Here is a 24,589-nt window from a genome sequence, read left to right on the forward strand (position 1 = left end):
CTGCCTGGGCGTTTTACGCTTTTTTGTTTCGCGTGTCAGGCATCAGTAAGGTCACAAAGCCAAGCAGCGGTAAAAAGCCACAGGCGTTGTATACCGTGGTAATACCGTACCAGTCCGCAAATTTCCCCAGTGCGGCCGCGGCGATACCGCCAATCCCAAACATCGTGCCAAACATGATCCCGGCCACCATGCCCGTGCGGCCCGGCAGCACCTCCTGGGCATAGACGACCAGCGCGGCAAACGCCGATGAAAACACCAGGCCAATGCAAACGGTTAACACCGCGGTCCAGAACAGGTTGGCGTGCGGCATCAGGAGCGAGAAGGGAATGACGCCCAGGAAAGAGATCCAGACCACCGCCTTACGTCCGATACGATCGCCCACCGGGCCGCCAACCAGCGTCCCAATCGCCACCGCGGCCAGAAAGGTAAACAGGTAAATCTGGGCTTCCGGCACCGGTAACTGGAAGCGCTCGACCAGATAAAAAATGTAGTAGTTGCTGATCGAGGCGATATAGGTGAATTTAGCCAGTAACAGCACGCCCACAACGGACAGCGCCAGCTTCACATCGCGCGACGACAGGGCGCGCAGTGACCGCTGGTTGTGCTTTTTCATGTGGGCATGGCCGTGCTTCACCGTCCAGCGGCTGATACCTGACAGAATGATGACCGCAAACAGCGCGATCAGCATCAGCCAGCCCACCGCCAGCTGTCCGTGCGGGATGATCAGCATCGCGGCGACCAGCGGCGCAAAAGCGGTACCGACATAGCCGCCGACCTGGAAGGTTGATTGTGCCGTCCCAAATTGCCCGCCCGAAGCCATCCGTGCCACACGCGACGCTTCCGGATGAAACGTGGCTGAACCTACGCCGATAAGCGCCGATGCCATCAACACCACTGAGAAATGCGGCGCGATGGCCAGCAGCCCGATGCCGATGAGCGTCGCAACCATACCGGACGGCAGCAGCCAGGGCTTGGGATGTTTGTCGGTATACAGGCCAATCCACGGCTGCAGCAGCGAGGCGGTCATCTGATAAATCAGCGTGATCAACCCAATCTGGGCGTAGCTGAGCGCGAAGTTGGTTTTCAGCAGCGGATAAATGGACGGCAGCATGGCCTGGATAAAGTCATTACAGCAGTGGGAAAAGGCCACTGCGCCCAGTATCGACATCACAATTTTCTGACTGTCATCAACGTTGGCGGCCAGTCCGGGCTGACTGGTTTTCACTTCACTTGAGTATTGAGACATGCGCATTTCCGTGTGGGAGGACTTTACGTTTATTCACGTATATTACGCCACGCAGCGAATGCGGTGCTGACAAAAGTGCTATTTTGGGCTGAACAGTAAAATATTTGTTAATGATTTGCGTCAGAGGGCTTTGATCAGACACACAGAAGCGGGCTTATCGACATAAGCGCCGTAAGGTGCGGTTTCCTGAAAATGGCAACGATGATAAAACGCCACTGCGCGGGTATTCACCCGGCGCGTTGAGCACCGCAGCGCGCGATAGCCGCGCGCGCGGGCAATCTGCTCAAGCGCGGCCAGCACGGCCGCGCCCGTACCGGGGATATCGCGGGTGGAAAACATGCGCTTCAGTTCGGCTGTCTCAGGAGAGACATGCACCAGCGCCCCACAGCCAATTGCCTTGCCCTGGCTGTCACGGGCCAGCACCCAGGTCGCCGCCTCAGGCGCGCTGAAGTGCTGTGTCCCGGCATCGCCAGTAAGGGCAGACAGTTCCGCTGACAGCCGTGCCGTCAGGACCTGTAACGCCGGGGTTGCTGCCTCGACAACCGCCACGGTTATCACGGCTGTTGCCCCCAGCGGCTGCGCAGGTAATTCACTGCTGGCTGCGTTTGTGGCTGATTCAGGTAGTCTTCCCGGAACAAAATCGTGCCGCTGACCTGCGGCAGGGAGGCGTTAAGGTCAAGCTGACGTTTCAGTTCCGGTACGCCGCCCTGAATCGTCCATTCCGGCTCGTTTTTGGCGGGCACCCCGACTTTGTATAAGGCGATACCGATATACAGACGCGTTTTAGTCGGCTTAACAACGTTAGCCCACCAGTTCGCCAGCACATCGTAACGGGCGGCGCTGCGTGAGAAGGGCCAGTAAATCTGGGGCGCAATATAATCCAGTAAGCCGTCCTGTACCCAGCGGCGCGTATCCGCATAGGACTCATCGTAGGCCGCCGCGCCGCGCGTATCTGAGCCGGCAGCATCGTGCGAACGGTTACGCCAGACGCCCGCCGGGCTGACGCCAAACTCCACCTGCGGCTTGAGCTGCTTGATCGTGTGAGAAACCTGCTCGATCAACAACTGTGTATTATGCCTGCGCCAGTCTGCCTTCGAGGCAAAGCCCTGACCGTATCGAATAAACGTCTGACTGTCGTTCAGGGGCGAGCCGGGCGACTCGGCGTAGAAGTAATCATCAAACTGCACGCCATCGATATCGTAGTGTTTTACAACTTCAGCCACGATGCTGGTTATCCAGTCACGCACATCCGGAATGCCGGGATCGAGCACGTAACGATTCCCCGACGTGCGAATCCAGTCACGATGCAGAACAAAGACGCTGGCAGGCTGCTGTGACAGGGTGCGGTTCAGCTCGGCGACCGTTGAGGGTTTGGTATTCACGGAAACGCGGTAGGGATTAAACCAGGCATGCACGCGCATACCGCGCTTATGGGCTTCATCCAGCATAAACTGCAGCGGATCAAAGCCTGGGTTCTGACCTGTTTCGCCTGTCATCATGTCTGACCAGGGCAGGATCTTCGATGCCCACAGTGCGGTGCCATCCGGTTTGACCTGAAAGAACACCGTATTGATTCCCAGGCTTTTCAGCTTGTCGAGTTTATCGGTCAGCGCACGCTTTTGCTGACTGACGCGCAGCGCCTCATCGCGGATATTCACCGAGGCGATCGGTGGCCAGTCGAGACGGGAAACCGTCGTCAGCCAGACGCCGCGTACAGGCACATTCTCCCGCACCGGTTGGCTGGTTACCGGCGGTTTACTGACGGTCGGAAAGGGCGTGACCAGCGATTTTGGCGGTTCCGACGAACAGCTGGCTAATAACAAAGCCGAGGCGGCGAACAGGCCGGCTCGGCGTCCCGTACGGGCGCGATAAACGTCGCGAAAAGTGGCGATGATAAACTCCGTGTCGCGTAGTCCTTAACTGGAACAGTATTCTGATCCTATTTGGCGTAAAGTCAATCAACCCGGCCTGTCTATACTTATCACCTGATGACAGGAGGCAGACGATGCACACTTTTAAAGGAAATAAACAGGCGCTTCCGGTGCGCTACTGCAGGCAGTGCCATAAACCCATGACCTGGCGTAAAAAGTGGGCAAAATGCTGGGATCAGGTACTGTACTGCTCTGAACGTTGCAGGCGACAGCGTCGAAATACCGCTGACGGAGCATAACATTTTCGCGCGCCGCCTGGCTTTGCCGCCTCGGTGAAACATTTAGCAAAAGTTAACCTGAATTTTACACGACTGTTCTCACGCGCCGTTGCGATTACTGTACCAGGCTTAATAAAAACAAAAACAGTCAGTCTGGAGCAGCAATGAAAGAGCAAAACAGGACGGAAGGTGTGAAACCCTATGATGGCGCAGCGGGCGGCTGGGGTGCCCTGAAAGCGGTAGCAGGGGCGATTCGTGGTCAGATGGCCGTGAAACAGGACGTGATTGCCTTATTTAAAGTTAACCAGCCTGAAGGCTTTGACTGTCCCGGCTGTGCCTGGCCCGATCCCAAACACACGTCCTCCTTTGAGTTCTGTGAAAACGGCGCGAAAGCGGTGTCATGGGAAGCCACCAGTAAACGCACAACACCTGAGTTTTTCGCGGCCCATCCGGTCAGCGAATTGTGGCAGCGCAGCGCTTACGAGCTTGAAGGCGAAGGCAGGCTGACGCATCCAATGAAATACGATCCGGTAACGGATACCTATCAGCCCATCGAGTGGCAAACCGCCTTCAATGAAATTGGTGAGCGGCTGCGCAGTTATCACAATCCCGACAGCGTGGAATTTTATACCTCAGGACGTGCTTCCAACGAGGCCGCCTTTCTGTGGCAGCTGTTTGCCCGCGAATTTGGCACCAATAACTTCCCCGACTGTTCCAATATGTGCCACGAGCCAACCAGCGTCGGCTTACCTGAATCGATTGGCATCGGCAAAGGCACGGTAGAGCTGGATGATTTTGACCATTGCGATCTGGTGATCTGTATCGGTCATAACCCCGGTACAAACCATCCGCGCATGCTGGCCACGTTGCAGGAGGTGTCGAAACGCGGTGCGAAAATCGTCGCGATCAATCCGTTGCGCGAACGGGGACTTGAGCGTTTTACCGCCCCGCAAAATCCGGTACAGATGGTGACGCTGAGTTCAACGGAACTGGCGTCAACCTATTACAAAATCCGGGTTGGCGGTGATGCAGCCATGCTTAAAGGCGTGATGAAGTGCCTGATGGCGATGGATGAAGAGGCCAAAACCCGCGGCAATCCTGGCGTGTTTGACGCCGCGTTTATCGCTGAACATACGCAGGGCCTGGATGCCTTAAAAGCCGACCTTGAGGCGACGGACTGGGCGCATATTCTTAACGTTTCGGGTATGTCACGCGAACAGATTGAGCATATCGCGCAGCTTTACGCTAATGCTGAACGCACGATCATTTGCTATGGCATGGGAATTACTCAGCATCAGTATGGCACGCAGAACGTGCAACAAATTGCGAATCTGCTGCTGTTACGCGGCAATATGGGCAAGAAGGGCGCGGGCATTTGTCCGTTACGCGGTCACTCGAATGTGCAGGGCGATCGTACCGTTGGCATCACCGAAGTTCCCTCCGAAAGCCTGCTGAAGCGTATCGAAGCGGTCTTTGGTTTCACACCACCAACAAAACACGGACACAGTGCCGTTAAGGCCGTTCAGGCCATTCGCGATGGTGAGATAAACGCACTGCTGTGCCTGGGCGGTAATCTGGCCGAAGCCATGTCGGATCCACAGCAAACCTTTGCTGCGATGCGCAAGCTGGATATGGTGGTGCACATGGCCACCAAACTGAACCGCTCGCATTTGTTGCTGGCAAAACACAGCTATCTGTTCCCGGTGCTTGGCCGCACCGAGATTGACCAGCAACAGTCTGGTGCACAGAGCGTGACGGTTGAAGATTCCATGTCGATGGTACACGCCTCACGCGGCACGCTCGATCCGGCGTCGCCTCATCTGAAATCCGAACCCGCGCTCATCGCGGGCCTGGCCAAAGCCACGTTGCCGGACACGGTCGTGGACTGGGACACGTTGACAGGCGACTACAGCCTGATTCGTGACGCCATCGAAGCGGTGATTCCGGGTTTTGACAACTTCAACGAACGTATTCAGCAGCCGGGCGGGTTCCGTTTACCGAATGGCGCGTCTGAACGTGTCTGGCATACGCCATCGGGCAAAGCACAATTCCTGGTGATGGAGGGCATCAATGAAGATCCGCGCTCGTTGAAATGTCATGATCTCGTTCTGACGACACTGCGCAGTCACGATCAGTACAACACCACGCTCTACGGGCTGGATGACCGCTATCGCGGCGTTTCAGGCCGCCGCGACATTCTGTTTATCAGTGAAAACGAGGCGGAGAAAAAGGGTGTTCGCATGGGCGATCAGGTTAACATCATTGCGCTGGACCCGGACGGCAATCCCACTCATCGCCGTCTCGATAATCTGACCATCGCAGTGCATGATATGGCCGAAGGATCGGTAGCGGCCTATTATCCTGAAGCTAACGTGTTGATTCCTCTAGACAGTTACGACACAAAAAGCGGTATTCCCTCCTATAAAAGCACACCGGTGAGGATGGAGCTGGCCCGCGCCGACGTGCCGGTTGAGGCGTCCGCAACGCGCCGTTAAACGTCCGTCCAGCTAAACCAATCCTGAACGAAGCGCCATCTGAGTGGAAATCCGCCCTCAGATGGCTATACAATCGCCGCGAATTTTACGCAAGAGGCAACCTACATTGGACACAAGTCCCGAACGATTACACCAGGCTTCTGCAGTAAGATAGTTTTGGCTGTCTTAACTGCACGTTAAGATGGCGGCTGTATCAACATCCTTCCCTGACGTGATGCGCTTTGCATCAACGCCCGCTGTGATCCATTTTATTCATCTTTGTTTTTCCGTACTGCGCCAGCTGCGCGGCGGAGAGAGGTTTATCATGGACTGGAAAATCTTTTTACTGCGCGTATCGGCCGCGCTGATTCTGGGTGCGCTCATCGGTAGCGAACGTCAGCTGCGTCAACGCATGACCGGTTTACGTACTAACGCGCTGGTCAGCACCGGCGCCTGTCTGTTCGTTCTGATGACGCAGTGTGTTCCCGGCATTGCCACCGACGCCACTCGCGTTGCCGCCTATGTGGTTTCCGGTATCGGCTTCCTGGGTGGCGGTGTGATTATGCGCGACGGATTAAACGTTCGCGGCCTGAATACCGCCGCCACCTTGTGGTGTACCGCGGCCGTCGGCGTCCTGTGTAGCATGGGGTTGTTACTCGAAGCCGCGATAGGTTGCATGGTGATTCTCTGTGCCAACATTCTGTTGCGTGAACTGGCGCTGGGCATTAATCGCCAGTCCATCGTGTCGGCCGACGAGGCAGTACAACATTACAAAGTGCAGATCGTCTGTCTGGCGCAGGATGAAGTTCAGGTGCGCAGTTTGATGCTGCATAGCCTGGGCAACAGCGGCCTGCGCCTGCAATCGCTCCACAGTGAAGATTTGGATCCGCCACATCGCATGGAAGTGAATGCCGAAGTGATGGGCCAACCCAGCATGACCGGACAGCTGGAAAGTCTGGTAAGCCGCATTAGCCTGGAGAAAGGGGTCAGTTCGGTGCGCTGGCAGGTATGCGGTCTGGATGCGAGCGAAAACGGATAGCACAAAAAACAGGCGCCGCTACGTGAATTCTGATAAAAGAGCAGGGGAGTTATGCGTCAGATTTCGCGTAGCGTTGTTATTTATTCGCGAAAATCCATTTCCAGGTGCGCTTTTTTACGCTATATAAAGAGAGCCTGCCGTTTGAGTGTAAGGTTAAGTAAAGCAGAGCGTAGATATTTCTATAAGCGATTGAATGGGTTATAAAAGCCCTTAGCGTTGCTCACCTTGTTATCTTTACTGTGCGGATTATTCGATGAAGCGTAAAACCTCATTCTTTTTTCTTTCCGGCCTTATGCTCCTGCTTTCTGGTTGCAGTCATCATCATTCAGATGAACCCAAGGACACCACCGCCGCTGACGCATCGCAAAACCCGGATTTGATTCCTATCGTCGCGGCGTTGCATGACCAAATGCACACCTGGCATGATACGCCGTACCAATGGGGCGGCACACAGCTGTCTGGCGTGGATTGCTCGGGCTACGTCTGGCGAACCTTGCACGATCGTTTCAATCTGCCAATGGACCGCGTCACCACAGCCGATCTGCTACATATGGGCGTTCGTGTCACACCGGAACATCTGCAACCAGGCGATCTGGTGTTTTTCCGCATTGGTGGCGGCATGCACGTTGGCTTCTACGATACGGATAATCAGTTTATTCACGCGTCGGCCAGCAAGGGCGTGATTCGCTCATCACTGAACAACCCATACTGGAAATCGGTTTATTACCAGGCGCGTCGTCTGACGCGAGAATACGGGGCGCAGGTAACACTGAACAGAGCCAGCTAAACGTGAATTATACCAGGCAACGCTACGTGAAATCTGCCAATCCAGCACAGGGATAAGCGCCAGTTTTTTTCGTAGCGTTGTTGTGATTTATGGGTACAGAAGCGGACAAAAAGAAGCGGTGAGGCAGGAAAGGCGTAAACGGGCTGGCTGAGTGCGTAACCGGATATCTTATTTAACATAATATACATTATGCGTACTTTTATACATCAGGATTCGATATGGGTTGTTCTGCGTCTTTTCCGGTTTTGCACCATTTTCTCTGCTTTTTCGCTTTGTCTTCGCTTCGCCTGTTTATGTGCTCTCATATCTCGTCTTCAGGCCACATCAAAATCTGATGCCGTGCGCGTTGCCAGTTTAAGCAGATAACCGAGTCACCACTGCAACTCATGTCTATCACCCGAAACGCGCATCAGCCGTTCTTGATGACAACTCACCTGATGTTGAGAAAACATCTTACAGGCAGTGAATACCGAAAAGCGGCGACGTGATGTTTTGCCTGGTTCCATCGCTGAGGCTGATCAGCCACGAACTGACGTCTGCAACCTGAACTGACGCGGCTACGTAAAAATTAGCGTACTGAGGTACCGAAATCCCCACAACATTCACCCATATCGATTAATACGAAACGCTGTCTGATATCGGTACCCACAGATCTATGATGCCTGATGAAGGATATTAAAAGCCAACCCAGGGCCCGGCCCCGAATTTAGCAGTTTGCAAGGTGCTCACGTTGACTATTAACTTCCCCATTGGCCTTCCAGGCAATGAATATTTAAGGATGTTTGAAAATTTGCGTCACATAAAACTGCGCGGATAATTGCGAGACGGGTTGCGGCAAAAGCGGATCAAAAAACAGACCATCGTGGTAAGCAATCCAGTGACGTGTCCCGGTTTTAACGTTATTCCAGCGACCATGAAAGATACCACAATCCGTCGGTACGCTGGCCCCGTTGTGTCTTTTATACGATACGTTCTCTAATCCCTTATAACCCAGAAATCTTTTCATTTGCGCGAGATTGACACGTTTCTTCTTGTCGCAGAAGCCATTTTCCATAGCAATTGACAACATCTCATCATAACTTTTTTGATGTAATCGGGCCATAACCGCGATACCACATCCTTCGTCGTCTGATGGCTGTTTAATATGCAAATACGTCATTTTAGGTTCTCCTTAACGCAATAGCTGATGTGAATTAACTAATATCGGCTTCTAAAGACGTTTCTTGAAAAAAATAACGATGCCGCGGTGTAATCACAACGCGCGTTATCAAAATATGGCGTGCCTCGAAAAAAGACCGCCCTTTTCTTTTTTATTCTGCTTTTAATGAGCCTGGAGAGTGATGGTCGGTCTCAATTAACGTTACCTGACAAAGCAAGTGCCTGTTTAAGGCCGATGCACGCTGTTCTCAAATATCGCCAGGTTTTCCTTCGCTTCCGCGTACTGATAAGACGTCAGTTCAATCTGATTTCCGTCAGGATCGGAAAAATAAACGGACATCGACACCTGATGATCGCTGACTGTATAAGGTATGGATTGCGCGACCAGGATGCGTAATAACTGACAGAAACACGTGGCATCCAGGCTAAATGCCACGGTGTTACCCGGCGGCTGATGGGTTCTTAAAAACAGCGATATTACGGCAGCATTATTTTTCAGCACCAGTGGACCGCCCTGCGTAAACCAAAACAGCAACGATTCATCGCGTGAAAAACCCAGCACCCGTTTATACCAGTGTTCTGCTTTCTTCAGGTCATGCACATAAATATGGACGTGGTCGATCTTGAGTAAGTTCACTTTCACCTCTTTGGTCAGGCGTAAAGAGAACCAGCATTAAACAGATTATGCCGTGATGCAAAAGCACGCGCACATAATAGCCTGCTATTTAACATAAATCAGAATTGCAAAAAAAACGAGGCGAATTAATCAGAGCCGGTCAGAATGCATTCAGGTATATTGCAGAGGCAATAGGCTCATAATATTGGCGGGATAAACCGTTTCGGTTGTTTCACTGAGTGCTTTGACGGTCCACCAGCGCGAACTGGCAATGACTGATTTCTCATTTTCACTCCAGCCCAGTGTGTTAATTTCGTTCCCTGCGGCAGTAACAATAAAGAACCGCTCATGTGCCTGCACGATCTCGCCCGAAGGCAGCGTCATGGCAAAGCATCGCTCACCGACAGACGGACCCACATCGGCACGGTGAATGCCAGTTTCTTCATACAGTTCCCTGACCGCCGCCTGCTCAAAAGATTCGCCCTGCTCTACGCCGCCGCCGGGCGTTGCCCAGTATGCGCTGCCCGCCAGCGCATCCTGCGAATGCACAAAACGAAACAGCAACACCTCATGGGAAGCATTCAGGATCAGTAACCGGGCCGAGCGGCGCGTGCGCATATTCTCTTCCTTTTATTGGGGGCGTGCTCACGGATAAAGATTTTTCAACGGGGCCGCAAAAAATCCTGCCAGCGGCGCGTCAGATAGTTATGTTCATCCATCACGGCGTTCCAGACGGCAATGTGGCTCATCCGTTGCTCGTAACTTCCGCCATCGCGCACTTCCCCCTGGGGAATCAGCGGTGCGCCCCAGGCATCCAGCAGCACTTCGCGTGCGGGTTGACCACCGTACCAGAAATCCCATTCCGCTGCCGACAGATGCGTCCGGCTGCGTTCCGCGTTAGAAATGTAATAACCCTGCCGCGCCATGACCGCACCGGGCCAGCCAGACTGCCACCAGTTAAGGTAGTCGTAGGCCGCCTCTTTGATTTTGCCGGTCGCACAGCGTGAAAGCGACATGCCGCCGTACCACGCACGGTAGCCTTCACGTGGTCGCGCCATTTTATAGCCGCGCTGATGGAAATGATGACGAAAATAGATGGGTGCCCAGAGACTTTGTACTTCAACCTGCTGATTGGCAATCAGGTCGCATGCCTCATCCTGCGATGCCCAGAAGGCCGCAAAATGGCCGTTACGGTGAAGGCGCGCCAGCTGTTGTGTTAACAGGTCGATCTCATCAAGCGTCAGATTACCTATATTCGCAAAGCGTGCCAGCCCGGCCCCCTGCATGGCCAGCGCCGCATCAATACCGCCCATGGCCGCATCTTCCTGTAGCGCCACCTGCCCCGTCAGCGAAGGATGTACCAGCCAGCCCCAGCTCTCTTCCTGCTGTTGCAGCACCGCAGGCAGCCGGTCTGCATGATAGGCAAAACTGTCCACGTTATGGGTAAGCGGCAACATGCTGATATGGTCACTCGCGTGGCTGCCTAAATGCATATCGCGCTGAACATACAGTCGCTCCGAAGGTACACTGCCATCGGCTAACGGCAGATCGGGACCTAGCCTGCCGGTTTTGGCCAGCGGCGTAATCTCGTCCCAGTATTTCAGTCGCTTGATTTCCAGCGGCTGGATTGCCCGGGCAGGCCAGACAAAATCGATATTGTGAAACCACTGATCGTAAAGGTCATAACTTTCCGGATGCATGACCGCAATGCGCTGGGCATCTTCCACGCTGTGCAGCAGATACTCGATGCGAATGCCCAGATCGCTTTCCGCACGGACACGCAACATTTCAAGCAGCGTGACCGAGGTGCCCAGTACGCGCAATGTCAGTTGATCGTTAACTTTCGCCGCAGCGTTCATTGTTTTACTTATCCTTTACCGCCTGCTGAAAACGGCTGAATCCCTGTTTCAGTCGCTCGGGATCCAGTCCGCGCAGAATAAACACCAGTTTTGAGGTATCAACATCGCCGGGCCAGTCATTCAGGTGAACGGGCGGATGTAACGTATGCTGCACGCCATGAATCACCACGGGTGAGCTGCTGCCGCTGAAACGTAAGATGCCTTTCATTCTCAATACAGACTGACCATGGCTATGTAACAGCATTGACAACCAGATAGCAAACGCGGGCCAGTTCAGGGCGTTCTCTAAGGTGATCACGCAGGTTTGCGTAAGCGGATGCGGATTCTCGTCATGAGGTGCAAGACGATAACCGGACGCACCGGCTGCGCCAAGCCAGCGAAACCGCTGTTGCCCGCTGCCTTTTGCCAGGCGCAGGCCAAATAAGGGGTCCGGATCGGCCAGCGCCTGCACGGTGTCACTCAATTCCGCCATAGGGTTCAGCCCGGCAATCCAGGCCTGAAGCGCCACGCGTTCGGTCTGTCCGATACGGTCGCATTTGCTGAGCAACAGCTTATCCGCCGCGCTGACCTGGGCTATCCATTCCGGTTGATGCATCGACTGCTGCCGGGCATGCTCTGCATCGACCAGCGTCACCAGCGTGCCCTGACTGAAGTGATGTTTAAGCTGGGGATCGTGCAGCAATGTTGACAGTATGGGCGCAGGATCGGCAAGGCCGGTGGTTTCCAGAATGACCTGGCTGAACGGCGGCAGCATGCCGCGCACCCGCCGTTCATAGAGATCCAGTAACGCCGTTTTCAGTTCGCCGCGAATCTGGCAACAGACGCAGCCGCTGGGCAGCAGCACCGTATCGGGCGCGACTTCATTCAGCAGATGATGGTCGATGCCCACCTCACCAAATTCATTAACCAGCAATGCAACGTCGTTCAGATCTTGCTGCGCCAGCCAGCCTTTCAGCAGCGTGGTTTTGCCGCTTCCCAGGAAACCGCTAAGGATATGCAGCGGCAGTTTTTTATCGTGCAGCATAGCCGCTCCTCTTGTATGCCTTACAGCGCCGCCAGCCAGGCTTCATCCAGTGGATCAAGCGGGCGTTTGGTGATCTTCTCGACCTCTTTCCACAACAGGTCCAGTGAATTCACCATCACCTGCTGACCGGTTGGGCTGGAGAGCACCCAACTGGCATAAAACTCAGTCAGCGTGAGCCGCCAGGGTTTAAGCGTTCGGTTGAGCAGCGCCAGCTGCTTTAACCGCAACTGGCGCTGGGGCAGATCGTTTTGTAGCGCATCGCTCCATTGCGGACCGCTGTCCAGTAAACCACAAACGCCGCACATATCGGCTTCTCCTCAGGGCATGACATCGCCGGAATTAGGGCCAAGCGTCTGGCCAACAAACAGGTTACCGCCGGGCTCACTTGCCAGCAGTAACGCTACCGGCGCGACCTCTTCCGCCCGGCCAAAACGTCCCAGCGGCAGTTCGGCTGCCTTGGCCGTTTTCCATGCCTGATTGATGCCATCGATAAGCGGCGTTTCAATCGGACCGGGCGCGATGGCGTTCACCAGCACATTATCTGCGGACACCTCCAGCCCCAGCGATCGGGTAAAGCCTAATACGCCGGCTTTGGCCGCCGCATAATGGCTGAGTTCGGCACCGCCTTTGATACCGAGCTGCGACGCGATGTTGATCACTCTGCCCCAGCGCTGCGCCAGCATGGACGGCAACGCCCGTTGCGTCGCCAGGAAGACACTGCGTAAATCCACAGCCATCATCTCTTCCCACATGGGCAGCGTGATATCGGTACAGCGCGCCTGGGTCAGCATTCCGGCGTTATTCACCAGAATATCGATTCCGTCGAACTGCGCCAGGCAGGCATCCACGCCCGCCGTGGCGCCTTCCACCTCGCCGACATCGGCCACAATGCCAAAACACGGCACGCCAGACTGGCGACAGTGATCAACCACCGTCTTGAGCTTTGTACTGTCGCGGTCAGTGAGTATCAGATGGGCACCTTCGCGGGCGAACAGCATCGCGATGGCCGCCCCGATGCCGCTGGCCGCGCCGCTGATTACACAACGTTTCATCCTGAGTTGCATGGGTTCTCCTTAATCCGGCCAGCGAACGGTGAGTCCACCGTCGACAATCAGACTCTGTCCGGTGAGGTAACTGCTCTCGTCGCTGGTGAGAAACGCGATGACTTTCGCCACTTCCTCGGCGCGTCCGACGCGGCCCAGCGGAATCGCCTTCGCCGCCTTCGCCAGCCCTTCCGGGCCAAGCGAATTATCCTTATCCAGCGACTGCGGCGTTTCAATCAGCCCGGGGATGATGGCATTACATCGCACCCCGCGCGGCGCGAGTTCGATGGCCAGCGAGCGGCAAATGCCGGGCACCGCCGCCTTCGCGGCGGCATAGTGCGCATGCGCCTGCCAGCCATATACACCGCCCGCAATCGACGACACCGCAACCAGGCTGGCCCCCGACTGAAGGTGGGCGGCAGCGGCACGGAACAGGCGCATCACGCCGGTCAGATCGACATTGAGCATCTCATCCCAGCGTGCGTCGCTCATCTCCTCAATCTCTGCCCGACGCAGAATGCCCGCATTGGCGACGACCGCGTCAAGCCGTCCAAAGTGCTGTACGCCTTGCGCAATAAACGCGTCCACCGAGTCGGTGGATCCGACGTTAAGCGGCAGCCAGAGCGCGTCACCGCCCGCCGCTTCAATCTGCGCGGCCGCGACGGCCGGATCGTGGGGATCCTGCGGATAATAGCCCGCTATCACCCGCACGCCTCTCTGGGCATACAGCGTTGCCAGCGCCAGTCCAATCCCACTTGCGGCTCCGCTGATCGCGGCAACCGGGGCTGTGTTTGCATTCTGCATAGGGTTTCCTTAGGCCTGAGGTTGAGTGGAGGCGGCGGCGATGTGCGTATTCAGTTGCGTGACCGGCCGGGCGAACAGAATAATGATGCCCGAGACAAAGCACGGAACCGCACCAAACCACAGTGCCGCCTCCTGCCAGTGTCCACCCTGACTCAGCACTGAGGTGGTGCCGACACCGGCCACAATTGCGCCCACCGGCCCCATCGCCATAATTAATGCGCCCGCAGTAGCACGAATGGCGGTCGGGAAACTTTCACTGATAAAGAACAGTGCGGCCGCATACGGACCAATCAGGAAAAACAGACCGACGCTGTACAGGGCCACGATGATGGCAAAGTTGTCCGGGCAGAACAGCATCGCGGCAAAGGCGATACCGCCCAGCATCCAGCCGGCCGCGATGGTGTTGCGACGACCGATGCGGTCACCGAGCCAGCCGTGTGCCAGATAGCCGCAATAGCCCACCAGGTTAGACAGAATCAGGATCAATAAAGAGTTATTGAACGAGACCGCGTGGGTTTTGGTAATTACCGTGGTGCCCAGCACGCTGAAGATCTGAATGGCGAACCAGTTCAGCAAAATGGCAATACCCAGTACCAAGGTTGAGCGCAACGCCGTGCCGCGAAATGCCGAGGCAAAACCTGACTTCGGCTGATCTTCATACGGAACCTGATAGTCGGCCGCGACCTGGCGTGCATCTTTCTCTTTACCCTGCTCCCGCAGCGTTTTGATTTTCTTCTGTACTTCAAACTGAGGCGTTTCTTTCAGCTTCAGCGCCAGCAGCGCGATCACCAGCGACGGAAAGGCTGCGAAGATAAAGCTGCCCTGCCAGCCGATAATCGGCAGCAGAATCGCGGTCAGCGCCGAGGCCACCAGCGCACCGACCGGCCATCCGCCCTGCACCAGGCTGTAGACAAATCCCTTCCGTTTGTTGAGTTTGGGATCGTCCAGCGCAGTATAGAGTTCTGATAAATAGGTGGCGTTAACCGTTTGCTCTGCATAACCCAGACCGGCAACGGAGCGAATGGCGGTCAATGCGCCCTTACCCCATAATCCCCCTATTGCGGTCAGCAGCGAACACAGGGCCGCGCCTCCCACGGTAATAACGATGCCCATGCGCCGTCCCAGGCGATCCACCAGCGGGCCAATGGCCAGAGCGATCACTGCCCCACCAAACGCGACCCAGGTAGCAATTTCAGACTGTTCGACTTCGCTCCAGCCAAAATGACCGCCGATCTCCGGCAGCAAGGTGCCGAAAAGGATGAAGTCATAGACGGCGAAGATCCAGGCGAAGAAGGCGATCCATGTAGCGAATTTGACATCCCTGGTGGTTAACTGCTGGGGCTGCCAGCCGTTAACGGATTTTTTTTTGTAGATGCTCATGTCGTGATCACTCTGCAAGAGGAAAAGGCTTAACGCGGTTGGCGCGCTAAGAAGTCGTCGGCAATTTCGTCGAAAGTGACGAAACGCACGCCCTGGTGACTCTGGATGTACTTAATCAGGCGCTCCAGCATCAGCAGCACCTGCGGACGGCCTGATACGTCGGGATGAATCGTCATGGTAAAGACGGCATAGTCGTTTTCGCGATATACCCAGTCGAACTGATCGCGCCAGATCTCCTCCAGATGGCGCGGATTGACAAAACCGTGGCTGTTCGGTGACTTCTTGATAAACATCATGGGTGGCAGATCATCCAGATACCAGTTAGCGGGGATCTCTACCAGGTCGGTCTCTTCGCCGCGCATCAGCGGCTTCATCCAGGTGTCCGGATGCTGGCTGTAGTCAATTTTGGTCCAGCTGTCGCCTACGCGAACGTAGTAAGGATGAAAGTCGTTGTGCATCAGGCTGTGATCGTATTTGATGCCTTTTTTCAGCAGCAGCTCATTGGTCACATTGCTGAATTCCCACCAGGGCGCGACGTAACCGGTTGGACGTTTACCCGCAAGCTGCGTCACCAGTTCAATACTGCGGTCCAGCACCGCCTCTTCCTGCGCGGGCGTCATGGCAATCGGGTTTTCATGGCTGTAGCCATGCACGCCAATCTCGTGGCCAGCGTCAACCACCGCTTTCATCTGCGCCGGGAAGGTTTCGATTGAGTGGCCGGGAATAAACCAGGTGGTGCGCAGATTATGTTCAGCAAACATTTTCAGCAAACGCGGTGCGCCCACTTCTCCGGCGAACAGCCCGCGAGAGATATCGTCAGGGGAATCTTCCCCGCCGTAAGAGCCGAGCCAGCCGGCAACAGCATCCACATCCACACCAAATGCACATAAGATTTCTTTCGCCATCTTTTCTTCCTCTGGAGCGTTAAGCGCAGACCGAATCGTCTGCGGTAAAAAGACCTGCCAGTCGGCTGGCAGCGTGAAGAAGCCGGCGATCTTCGCCAGCCGGTAGAGAGAAAAGCAGACTGGTATGCAACCCACGGTCATCGGTACCGCTCGGCAGGGCGATGCCCGGCATATCCAGCAGACTGCCCGGCATGGTCAGGCGCAGCGTGGCCACGTTGTTCTGGGCGAACAGCGCGCTGTCCTGCATCAGCGGACCGAGTTCCGGTGCGGTATGGGCCACCGTGGGGGTGATCAGTATTGCGCCCGCCAGCTCCGCCGCCAGGGCCTGTTGCCACTGCTGACGTTGGGTCAGAAAGGTATCGAGCACGGCCGGGTCCTGCTCGCTGGCGGCAAGCAGACGTTCGCGCACTCTGGCATCCATGCGTTCTGCGTCAGGTGAGGCTAATAAGAGGCGATGCAGCAACCAGGCTTCGCGCCCACCCGGCCAGCCTTTTTCAGCGATCCAGTCAAGCGCCTGCGTAAACGCGGTAAGCGGCTGGCGGTCAATGGCAAAGCCGGCCGCGTCGAGGCGATCCAGCATTCTCAGGCCGTTATCGCGAACGGCGGGCTGGCATGTCATGAGGAGCGCGTCGTCAACCCGGAAACGGGGTTCAGGAAAGGCGGTGGTATCCGGACCGCACAGGATGTCATCAAGAGCGATAGCATCCCGGACGCTGCGGCATAACGGGCCGAGGGTATCCAGCGAGCGGGCGAGCGGAAAAACGGCGTCCATGGCATAACGGCCACGGCTGGCGCGGTAGCCCGTAATGCCGCTGAATGCGGCCGGGATACGAATGGATCCGCCGGTATCGGTGCCAAACGCGATACCGGCCAGGCCTTCCGCGATTGCCCTGCCTGCCCCGCTGGACGATCCGCCCGGCGCGTGCAGGCTGCCCGCTGATGACCGGATAACCGGTGTACCAAACGCGGGATTCAGGCCGAGTCCGGAAAACGCAAATTCGCTGAGATTGGTTTTGCCGATCGTGACCATGCCCGCCGCCGCGCACCGGGCAACGACGGGTGCATCCTGTCGGGCGGGCGAAACGTGTTCCCGGGTGGCTGAACCGGCGGTGGTCTGGCAGTCCTGAAGGTCGAACAGGTCTTTCCAGGCCACCGGAATTCCATCCAGTGGACTCAACGGCTGGCCCTGCCGCCAGCGCTGCATAGAGGCTTCGGCCTCTTCACGGGCGCGCGCCGGGGTGAGCGAAATAAACACCGAAGGTACATTTTCTGCGGCGGTCAGGCAGGCCTCCGTAAACGCCAGAGGTGAAAGGCGGTGCTGTGCATAAAGCGCACTGATTCCCAGCGCATCGATCTGACCCTGAATGTATAACTGACGGACGGTTTCTGGCTGCACACGCTTACCTTTAAATGTATATTGCAATTTAATGTACATTTGAAGATAGCAATAACAATGCCAGGAAAAGGACTGTTAAGTTACATATTTGTGATCTTATCGATCATAAAATAATTTAAATCAGCAATAACAAAAGGTTAAATTTGGGGTGGTGACGGACATTTGTGCAGGCGGAGTAAAATCCTGTCTTTGTATTAAATGTACTAATTTATTTATGATCCATTTTAGAGCGCTGTGCACTAACGCAGTGCTGTGCGCGGGCAGCCGTCGTTATTTCCTCAGATGTGATAATCTGGCGGGCAGGATGGGAGCGGAAAAAGACAATGCGAAACATAATGAATGGAGCAGACATGGATGACGCCGGTTCTGCGCGTTATGAAATCATCCGCCAGGTGCTGCTTAACGTGCTGCAGCAAAACGCTGTTCCTAAAGGCCTGGTGTTGCTGGAAGGTCCGTTAGCACAGCTGTTCGGCACCAGCCGCGTGCCGGTCAGGCGGGCATTAAGTATGCTGCATGAAGAAGGCTGGATTGCCCGCTTTGAAGGCCGGGGCTTTATCGTGGCCCGCGACGACGAAGACGTCGAACCCGTGCGCATTGCCCTGACGCGCGAACTGTTGGGGCTGGCGCATCATGAGGAACTGGTCGACACCCGCAGTACGGGTGAAAAAGTGCTGGAGCACCTCCAGGGTGTGCTGTCGACCGCGATGATCTTTGGTTGCTATCAGGTGGATGAGCAGGACGCGGCACACTATTACACCACCAGCCGGGGCGTGATTCGTGAGAGCTTAATGCGCCTGCGTGATAAAGGCCTGGTGGAAAAAGAACCCTATTCCCAGTGGCTTACCGGTCCGTTAACGGCGCGCGAGCTGGGCGACCATTTTGAAATCCGGGCCAATCTTGAACCCGCAGCGCTGCGTAAAGCAGGCGAACGGCTGGACGTCGACTGGCTGAAGTCGCGGCTGGATAACGCGAAAAAATCGCAGGGTAAGCAGTTAACGGCCATTGAACTGGAAACCCTGGAAGAAGATCTGCACATTCGCTGCCTGGAGCCTGCCGGTAACAAGCTGATGATGCAGATACTGCGACAACACCAGTCGCCCTTCATCGTCACGCGCATTTTCTATGACCTGCTGCGTATCCCTGTCGACAGTGCCATGCTGGATGAACACTGCCTGGTCTATGAATTTTTGCTGAAACGGAACTGGGAACTGGCGGCCGCCTGCATGAAGGATCATCTGGAGCGCGCGCAGGTTCGCACGTTGCAGCGGCTGAAAGTGTTATCTGTGCTGCCTGTTCCGGCCTTTCCGGATTTTATGGCACGGCGCTAGTCGCTTATAAAGGTGACGCTGTCACGTAAAAAGCGATGTCTTCTCCTTCTGTCACACTAGCCCGTCACCGGTTCCCTCTTCAGCGCTGAACGCGTCATGTCGGACATGGTGACTCAGCCTCTTTACCGACGCGCGTAAAACGCTTGAAAAGCAGTCACCGGTGCGCTGACCGCCAGCGGCTGAAGCGGAAAACCGGTCGCCAGGCGGGAAGGATGAAACTCGCCCTGAATATGCTGATACAAGTGCGACGCACGTTCTGCTCTGAGGCTACTGTCCCAGCGCAAAAACTGTCCCCAGAGCGGCATATTACGGTAGCGGTCCTTGACCGGTATGGCCGAACGCAGGTACGCGGGCGGAAACAGCCGACGATAGCGGTGATGATGGTAGAGCCACGACAGCCCACGAAGGGTTTTTACCGCGGGCGTGAGAGTCACTATCTGCGCCAGTAAACCGCACAATTCGCGCTGACGCGCGGCGACCTCGCTGTCACACAGGGGCGAAACCGTTCCGTCAGTGGGCTCAAAATGAATGCGTGCGGACCGATCCGTTTCCAGACTGAATGAGAAACAGCCCGAACGCCCCACCACATCGGGTGGGGCAACAGGCGGCCGGGATTGCCAGACAGCCAGCGTATACTCAGCATCTTTATCGGGGTTGTGCCGCAGGCCGCGAATATAGTCTGACCAGGCGGGAAGCTGAGGATCGAACCGCCGCCCGCACCCCAGACGAATAAAAATGTTGGTGTAATCCATAATCGCGTTGGCCAGCGGCATGCCTGTGCCTGACGCCACCCAGGCCGCGAAACAGAGTTGTATCCTGAAGAATTCAGCGGTGAGCTTCATGCCTGGCGGCCTTCTCCTGACGAGCATATGCGCATTTTACCATCCCTTACGGCGACGCGCCGCGGGCAAAGCGCGCCGTTCAACGCGTCTGCACCGCCGTCGCTTCAATCTCTAACAGGACACCATAATGCAGTCCGGAAACCGGCACCACAGCGCGGGCGGGTTTCCAGCTCCCCAGCCACTGCGCGTAAAGCGCATTAAAATCATCCCATAATGCGATGTCAGCCAGATAGACTCTGACCATCACCAGTTGTGATCGGGTAAGATTCTCCTGGAGCAGGCAGGTATCCAGACTGGCAAAGACCTGCAGGACCTGATCGGCAAAGGGCGCGGCGCTGAGCATCTCCCCTGCGGGCGTGGCCGGTAACAGACCCGAAATAAACATCATTCCTGCCCCCAGACAATAGTGGGAGTAATGACCGGGATGCGGCTGGTCATTGATATCTCGCGCCTGCAATCGCTGAAGCATATTTTCTCCTTACATCATGCCGGGTTGTTTCAGGGCGCTGCCATCGCGGAAACGGCTGTAACGGAACGCCGTGGGGTCCACGATGGGATCATCACCGGTCACCAGATCGGCCGTCAGGCGGCCGGCACCGGGACCGATGCCAAAGCCATGCCCACTGTAGCCCGCCGACAGAACCAGACCGGGAAGCTGTGGCACGGTGGAGATGACCGGTATATCGTCAGGCATACAGTCGATGACGCCGCCCCAGGCCTGCGTGACTCGCAGCCCGGCCAGCGCAGGATACTCACGGCCGATGGCCATCAGCCCCTTTTCCACCACGCCGTCCGACACCGTCGGGTCCAGAATGCGGATTTTTTCAAAGGGGGACGGGCGCTCCATTGACCAGCGCGCCAGCGACTCCGGTCCCTGTAGAAAGTAGGTCAGGCGGATTTTGGTTTCCAGATTGAGCCGACGTGCTTTGTATAACGGGAAGAACTGACGGGCATATTTCAGCCCCTGAATGCCGGGCTCAAGACGACCCGTGCCGGACAGTGCGATGGTATAACCGCCGTCCGATCGTGGCCGACAGGCAAACGCATCCGTATAGAAAGGCCGGGTAATCACCTGTTCGACGGGATAAGTACGAAACGCACTGCCGATGACATTACCCGCAGGTAAATCGATGCCGTGCCGGCGACAAAACAGCGATGTCCAGGCACCTGCGGCGCAGACCACGCGCGAGGTTTTAATCAGACCTCTTTCCGTGATCACCCCGCTCACCTGACCTGCCGAAATATCCAGCCCGCGCACCGCACAGCGCTGAAACAGAAAGGCGCCCTTTTTCACCGCTGCCTCCATCAGGCCTGGCGCGGCAAGCGCGGGATCGGCATAACCGTCATCGGGTGAATGCACGCCGCCTTTCCACGCTGTGCGGCTGCCGGGCGTCATGGCTTTTGCCTCTGCGGCATTGAGAATCTGGCTACGAATGCCGTACTGCTTCGCCATTTTCCCCCAGTTATCCCAGTTGCGGATGTCCTTTTCCGTGCACGTTGCATAGACCAGCCCGGAGGCGCGGAACCCCACGTCCATGCCGATTTCCTTGCTCAGCTCATGCCAGCGTTGCAGCGCATGCAGGATCAGCGGGATCTCCCGTTCATCCCGGTTAAGCTGGCGGCACCAGCCCCAGTTACGGCTTGACTGTTCAGCCCCGACCAGGCCCTTTTCGATCACCGCCACCCGATAGCCTTTTTGGGTGAGCGCCCAGCAGGTTGCCGCGCCGACAATGCCTGCCCCAATAATCACTACATCCACCGAGTCGGGAAAATGCGTACTGTCCTGAACCAGCCTGAGCGGTGCGGGCATAATATCTGCTCTCCAGCGAAAGATTAAAAATCGATTAATACACTTTTATAGCGCTGACAGGCTTCAAAGGCCTGGCGGCCCAGATCTTTACCAAAGCCGGATCCCTGAAAACCGCCGGTAGGGATAATGAAATCCCAGGTGCGGCGATAGCGGTTAACCCACACCGTTCCGCTGTCCAGCGCGCGCATTAAGCGCATCGCCCGTGGCATGTTCAACGTGTGGACGCCCGCGCACAGGCCAAAGACCGCATGCTGCGCCAGCGCCAGGGCTTCTTCCTCATCGGTAAAGGTCTGAATGGTCAGCACCGGTCCAAAAATCTCTTCGTGCAACGCCACGTTATTCGGGCCGACGTTCTCCAGCAGTGTGGGCTGCCAGAACCAGCCTTCTTTCGTATTGTCGTAGCGTTTTCCACCCACCAGCACCCGCGCCCCCTGAGCGACGGACTGCGCAATAATCGTGGCCACTTTTTCACCCTGGCGTGCGTCAATCAGCGGACAATACCGTGTTGACGCGTGCCAGGTCATGCCGGGCACGGGTTTCTGACAGCGTGCAATCAGCTTTTCTGTCACACGTTCAGCAATGCCTTTCTGAATAATCAAACGTGTTCCGGACACGCAGGCCTGACCGGCATTCACTGTGAATCCCAGAAAGAGGCGCTCGGCAATCTCGTCGGCGTCGCCGGCGTCATCAAAGACCAGCTGCGGGCTTTTGCCGCCCAGCTCCAGCGTGACCGGTTTAGTGCCGTGCAGGGCCGCCTGGCTCATAATCGCCGCACCGGTGGCAGTGGAGCCGGTAAAGGAGACCTTGCGCACCAGCGGATGCGTTACCAGCGCATTACCGGTGACCTTGCCGCTGCCCTGGATCACATTCAGCACACCGGATGGGATCCCCGCCTGCACCGCCAGTTCGGCCAGACGGGCCGTTGAAAACGGCGTCAGTTCAGACGGCTTCAGCACCACCGCGTTACCTGCCGCCAGAGCCGGGCCGCATTTCCAGGAAGCCATCGACAGGGGAAAATTCCACGGCGTGATTGCGCCGATCACCCCATAGGGCTCAGGCACCAGCATGCCCAGGCTACTGTGCTGCGTTGGAAACACGTCACCGCTGTATTTGTCCGCGCATTCGGCATAAAAACGCAGGGCCGCCGCGGTAAAGGGCACTTCGATATTGCGTGCATCGGTGACGGGCCGGGTCGATCCGACGGCTTCCAGCTGCGCCAGGTATTCGCTGTCTTTTTCGATTAAGTCTGCCCAGCGCGAGAGGGCTGCACCCCGTTCTCGTGGCGAACAACCCGACCAGCCGCTGCTGATGCGCCGTGCTTCTGCCACGGTCACGGCATCGTCGACGGTACGGGCGTCCGCCTCATGGATCTCTGCATAATGCTGACCGTCAGAAGGCCGTTTAATGCCCATAGCCTGACCGCTGGCGGATACAAATTGTCCGTCGATAAAGTGTCCGCTGGACAAGTGAACGTCATCGGGATTGAAATCAGTCATACGTGCCTCTTAAAAAAAGAAAGGAGCGCGACATCACCAGCCGGTGACGCGATGCCAGACTTCGTGTTCCCCGCCCTGGCTGTCCATCACCTCATACCGGGTGTGCATTCCGGCAGTGGCGCAGGCGTGATTGGGCAAAATCCGCAGCCGGGTCCCGAGCGAGAAATCCGTGACCTGGTGACCGCTGTCGGGCGGAATGGCGATAATGCCGTGTTCCTGATTGGTGGACGACAGCAGGAGTCCGGTGGATCGCCCTTCGCTGTCACATACCAGGCCGTAGCCATAGTCGGTTTTTTGCGAGGCGGTGCCGCGGTCGCGCGACATCGCCATCCAGCCTGCATCGACAAACAGCCAGCCTTTTTCAGCGTTGTGGCCAATTACCGTGGTGACAACAGAAAGCGCGATATCGTCGGCGGTGCAGACGCCGAGGTTGGTCATAAACAGATCGAAAGTGGAAAACACCCCGGCGCGCACTTCCGTTACCCCGTCTAAATCCCTTACGGCATGGGCCGTGGGCGTCGATCCCACGCTCACCACCGGACAGCTCACGCCAGCCGCGCGAAGGCGCTTAGCCGCTTTGATGGCGGCCTGGCACTCCGCCCGTGCCGCCTGTGCAATCTCGTCCTGCGTACGACAGTGATACGATTCCCCCGCGTGAGTTAACACTCCTTCGACATGCATTCCGTTCTGCTGCAAATACGCGCCAATGTCGGTCAGGGCGCTGTCGTCCGGTTTTATGCCGCCCCGATGACCATCGCAGTCAATCTCGATAAACACGCTAAAGGCCACCTGATGCTGCTGCCCGTATGCAGATACGGCCTGCGCCTGTGTCAGACTGTCGAGCAGAAGATGCACCTGGGCACCCTGACGAAGACAGGCCGCGATGCGCGGCAGCTTGTCCGGCGCAATCCCCACGGCATAAAGGATATTGCGGTAACCTGCGGCAGCAAACGCCTCGGCTTCAGCCAGTGTGGACACCGTGGCCGGTGAAGCCCGGTCACGCAGTAGCCAGGGGGCCGACTGTACCGTGCGTAGCGTTTTCAGATGGGGGCGAATCTGACAGTGCAGGCTATCAATATGATCGTAGAGCCTGCGGATATTCCGCCTGAACTTCACTTTGTCCAGCAGCAGATACGGCGTTGTCAGTGAGGGATCGTTAAGCATCATTGTCTGTCCTGAGGGGTTTACTGGATGCTCTCATCAATGCATTTAGTTTAAAATGCAGACACACCC

24 protein-coding genes are annotated in these 24,589 nt (G+C 56.5%); 5 read left to right on the forward strand and 19 right to left on the reverse strand.

Annotated elements, in window-relative coordinates:
- Window positions 1–13: 13 nt before the first annotated feature.
- The 3 genes from RAC65_RS01930 to RAC65_RS01940 form a co-directional block, all read right to left on the reverse strand.
- Window positions 14–1,246: an MFS transporter gene (locus RAC65_RS01930; protein ID WP_058701896.1), complete on the reverse strand. Its 1,233-nt coding sequence runs from the start codon at window positions 1,244–1,246 to the stop codon at window positions 14–16.
- Between the two features lie 120 nt (window positions 1,247–1,366).
- Complete coding sequence (locus tag RAC65_RS01935) at window positions 1,367–1,804, reverse strand: GNAT family N-acetyltransferase (protein WP_033741672.1); 438 nt, start codon at window positions 1,802–1,804, stop codon at window positions 1,367–1,369.
- On the reverse strand, window positions 1,801–3,138 hold the full coding sequence (locus RAC65_RS01940; protein WP_193751022.1) for a glycoside hydrolase family 10 protein: 1,338 nt from the start codon (window positions 3,136–3,138) through the stop codon (window positions 1,801–1,803). The genes RAC65_RS01935 and RAC65_RS01940 overlap by 4 nt, the downstream gene beginning before the upstream one ends.
- 113 nt (window positions 3,139–3,251) lie before the next feature.
- Here RAC65_RS01940 and RAC65_RS01945 point away from each other — a divergent pair, with 113 nt between their 5' ends.
- From RAC65_RS01945 to RAC65_RS01960, 4 genes are all read left to right on the forward strand, one after another.
- Window positions 3,252–3,416, forward strand: a complete 165-nt coding sequence (locus RAC65_RS01945) for a DUF2256 domain-containing protein (RefSeq protein ID WP_072021698.1) — start codon at window positions 3,252–3,254, stop codon at window positions 3,414–3,416.
- Between the two features lie 143 nt (window positions 3,417–3,559).
- The gene (locus RAC65_RS01950) at window positions 3,560–5,890 is read left to right on the forward strand and encodes an FdhF/YdeP family oxidoreductase (RefSeq protein WP_033741674.1); all 2,331 of its coding nucleotides are present in this window, start codon (window positions 3,560–3,562) and stop codon (window positions 5,888–5,890) included.
- 304 nt (window positions 5,891–6,194) lie between these two features.
- A complete protein-coding gene (locus tag RAC65_RS01955) occupies window positions 6,195–6,908 on the forward strand; it encodes an MgtC/SapB family protein (RefSeq protein WP_033741675.1) in 714 nt (237 codons plus the stop codon).
- Between the two features lie 253 nt (window positions 6,909–7,161).
- Entirely contained in the window at window positions 7,162–7,695 is a 534-nt protein-coding gene (locus RAC65_RS01960) for a C40 family peptidase (protein WP_058708142.1), read from the forward strand.
- Window positions 7,696–8,467: 772 nt separating this feature from the next.
- On the opposite strand, the gene RAC65_RS01965 is transcribed toward RAC65_RS01960, so the two are convergent.
- From RAC65_RS01965 to RAC65_RS02015, 11 genes are all read right to left on the reverse strand, one after another.
- Window positions 8,468–8,854: a hypothetical protein gene (locus tag RAC65_RS01965; RefSeq protein WP_058701894.1), complete on the reverse strand. Its 387-nt coding sequence runs from the start codon at window positions 8,852–8,854 to the stop codon at window positions 8,468–8,470.
- 225 nt (window positions 8,855–9,079) lie between these two features.
- Window positions 9,080–9,490 carry a VOC family protein gene (locus RAC65_RS01970; protein WP_375092479.1) on the reverse strand — a complete coding sequence of 137 codons (411 nt, stop codon included), beginning with the start codon at window positions 9,488–9,490 and terminating at the stop codon, window positions 9,080–9,082.
- A gap of 150 nt (window positions 9,491–9,640) precedes the next feature.
- Window positions 9,641–10,087 (reverse strand): NUDIX hydrolase, encoded by a 447-nt coding sequence (locus RAC65_RS01975; protein ID WP_033741683.1) that lies wholly within the window; start codon window positions 10,085–10,087, stop codon window positions 9,641–9,643.
- 44 nt (window positions 10,088–10,131) lie between these two features.
- Window positions 10,132–11,328 carry a PotD/PotF family extracellular solute-binding protein gene (locus tag RAC65_RS01980; RefSeq protein ID WP_058708140.1) on the reverse strand — a complete coding sequence of 399 codons (1,197 nt, stop codon included), beginning with the start codon at window positions 11,326–11,328 and terminating at the stop codon, window positions 10,132–10,134.
- A 4-nt stretch (window positions 11,329–11,332) separates the two neighbouring features.
- Window positions 11,333–12,352: a GTP-binding protein gene (locus tag RAC65_RS01985; RefSeq protein ID WP_058708139.1), complete on the reverse strand. Its 1,020-nt coding sequence runs from the start codon at window positions 12,350–12,352 to the stop codon at window positions 11,333–11,335.
- A gap of 20 nt (window positions 12,353–12,372) precedes the next feature.
- A complete protein-coding gene (locus RAC65_RS01990) occupies window positions 12,373–12,657 on the reverse strand; it encodes a hypothetical protein (protein ID WP_058708138.1) in 285 nt (94 codons plus the stop codon).
- 12 nt (window positions 12,658–12,669) lie between these two features.
- Window positions 12,670–13,416 (reverse strand): SDR family NAD(P)-dependent oxidoreductase, encoded by a 747-nt coding sequence (locus RAC65_RS01995; protein ID WP_033741687.1) that lies wholly within the window; start codon window positions 13,414–13,416, stop codon window positions 12,670–12,672.
- Window positions 13,417–13,425: 9 nt separating this feature from the next.
- On the reverse strand, window positions 13,426–14,199 hold the full coding sequence (locus RAC65_RS02000) for an SDR family NAD(P)-dependent oxidoreductase (RefSeq protein ID WP_375096300.1): 774 nt from the start codon (window positions 14,197–14,199) through the stop codon (window positions 13,426–13,428).
- Window positions 14,200–14,208: 9 nt separating this feature from the next.
- A complete protein-coding gene (locus RAC65_RS02005; RefSeq protein WP_375096301.1) occupies window positions 14,209–15,579 on the reverse strand; it encodes an MFS transporter in 1,371 nt (456 codons plus the stop codon).
- 29 nt (window positions 15,580–15,608) lie between these two features.
- Complete coding sequence (locus tag RAC65_RS02010; RefSeq protein WP_033741691.1) at window positions 15,609–16,484, reverse strand: polysaccharide deacetylase; 876 nt, start codon at window positions 16,482–16,484, stop codon at window positions 15,609–15,611.
- Window positions 16,485–16,503: 19 nt separating this feature from the next.
- Entirely contained in the window at window positions 16,504–17,880 is a 1,377-nt protein-coding gene (locus RAC65_RS02015) for an amidase family protein (protein ID WP_375096302.1), read from the reverse strand.
- Between the two features lie 284 nt (window positions 17,881–18,164).
- Between RAC65_RS02015 and RAC65_RS02020 the strand changes: the two genes are divergently transcribed.
- The gene (locus tag RAC65_RS02020; protein ID WP_039340319.1) at window positions 18,165–19,208 is read left to right on the forward strand and encodes a GntR family transcriptional regulator; all 1,044 of its coding nucleotides are present in this window, start codon (window positions 18,165–18,167) and stop codon (window positions 19,206–19,208) included.
- A 122-nt stretch (window positions 19,209–19,330) separates the two neighbouring features.
- On the opposite strand, the gene RAC65_RS02025 is transcribed toward RAC65_RS02020, so the two are convergent.
- The 5 genes from RAC65_RS02025 to RAC65_RS02045 all read right to left on the reverse strand — a co-directional run bounded on the left by RAC65_RS02025 (window position 19,331) and on the right by RAC65_RS02045 (window position 24,520).
- Window positions 19,331–20,050, reverse strand: coding sequence for a hypothetical protein (locus RAC65_RS02025; protein ID WP_375096303.1), 720 nt, complete (start codon window positions 20,048–20,050; stop codon window positions 19,331–19,333).
- A gap of 79 nt (window positions 20,051–20,129) precedes the next feature.
- Window positions 20,130–20,519, reverse strand: coding sequence for a RidA family protein (locus tag RAC65_RS02030; protein WP_367143020.1), 390 nt, complete (start codon window positions 20,517–20,519; stop codon window positions 20,130–20,132).
- 9 nt (window positions 20,520–20,528) lie between these two features.
- Window positions 20,529–21,860, reverse strand: coding sequence for an NAD(P)/FAD-dependent oxidoreductase (locus tag RAC65_RS02035; protein ID WP_375096304.1), 1,332 nt, complete (start codon window positions 21,858–21,860; stop codon window positions 20,529–20,531).
- 23 nt (window positions 21,861–21,883) lie between these two features.
- Complete coding sequence (locus RAC65_RS02040; RefSeq protein WP_367143018.1) at window positions 21,884–23,356, reverse strand: aldehyde dehydrogenase; 1,473 nt, start codon at window positions 23,354–23,356, stop codon at window positions 21,884–21,886.
- Between the two features lie 33 nt (window positions 23,357–23,389).
- Window positions 23,390–24,520, reverse strand: coding sequence for an alanine racemase (locus RAC65_RS02045; RefSeq protein ID WP_375096453.1), 1,131 nt, complete (start codon window positions 24,518–24,520; stop codon window positions 23,390–23,392).
- Between the last annotated feature and the right edge of the window lie 69 nt (window positions 24,521–24,589).

Origin of the sequence: Pantoea sp. BS_8, from assembly GCF_041954965.1 — a bacterium.
In the GTDB taxonomy this organism is placed as follows: Bacteria; Pseudomonadota; Gammaproteobacteria; order Enterobacterales; family Enterobacteriaceae; genus Pantoea; species Pantoea stewartii.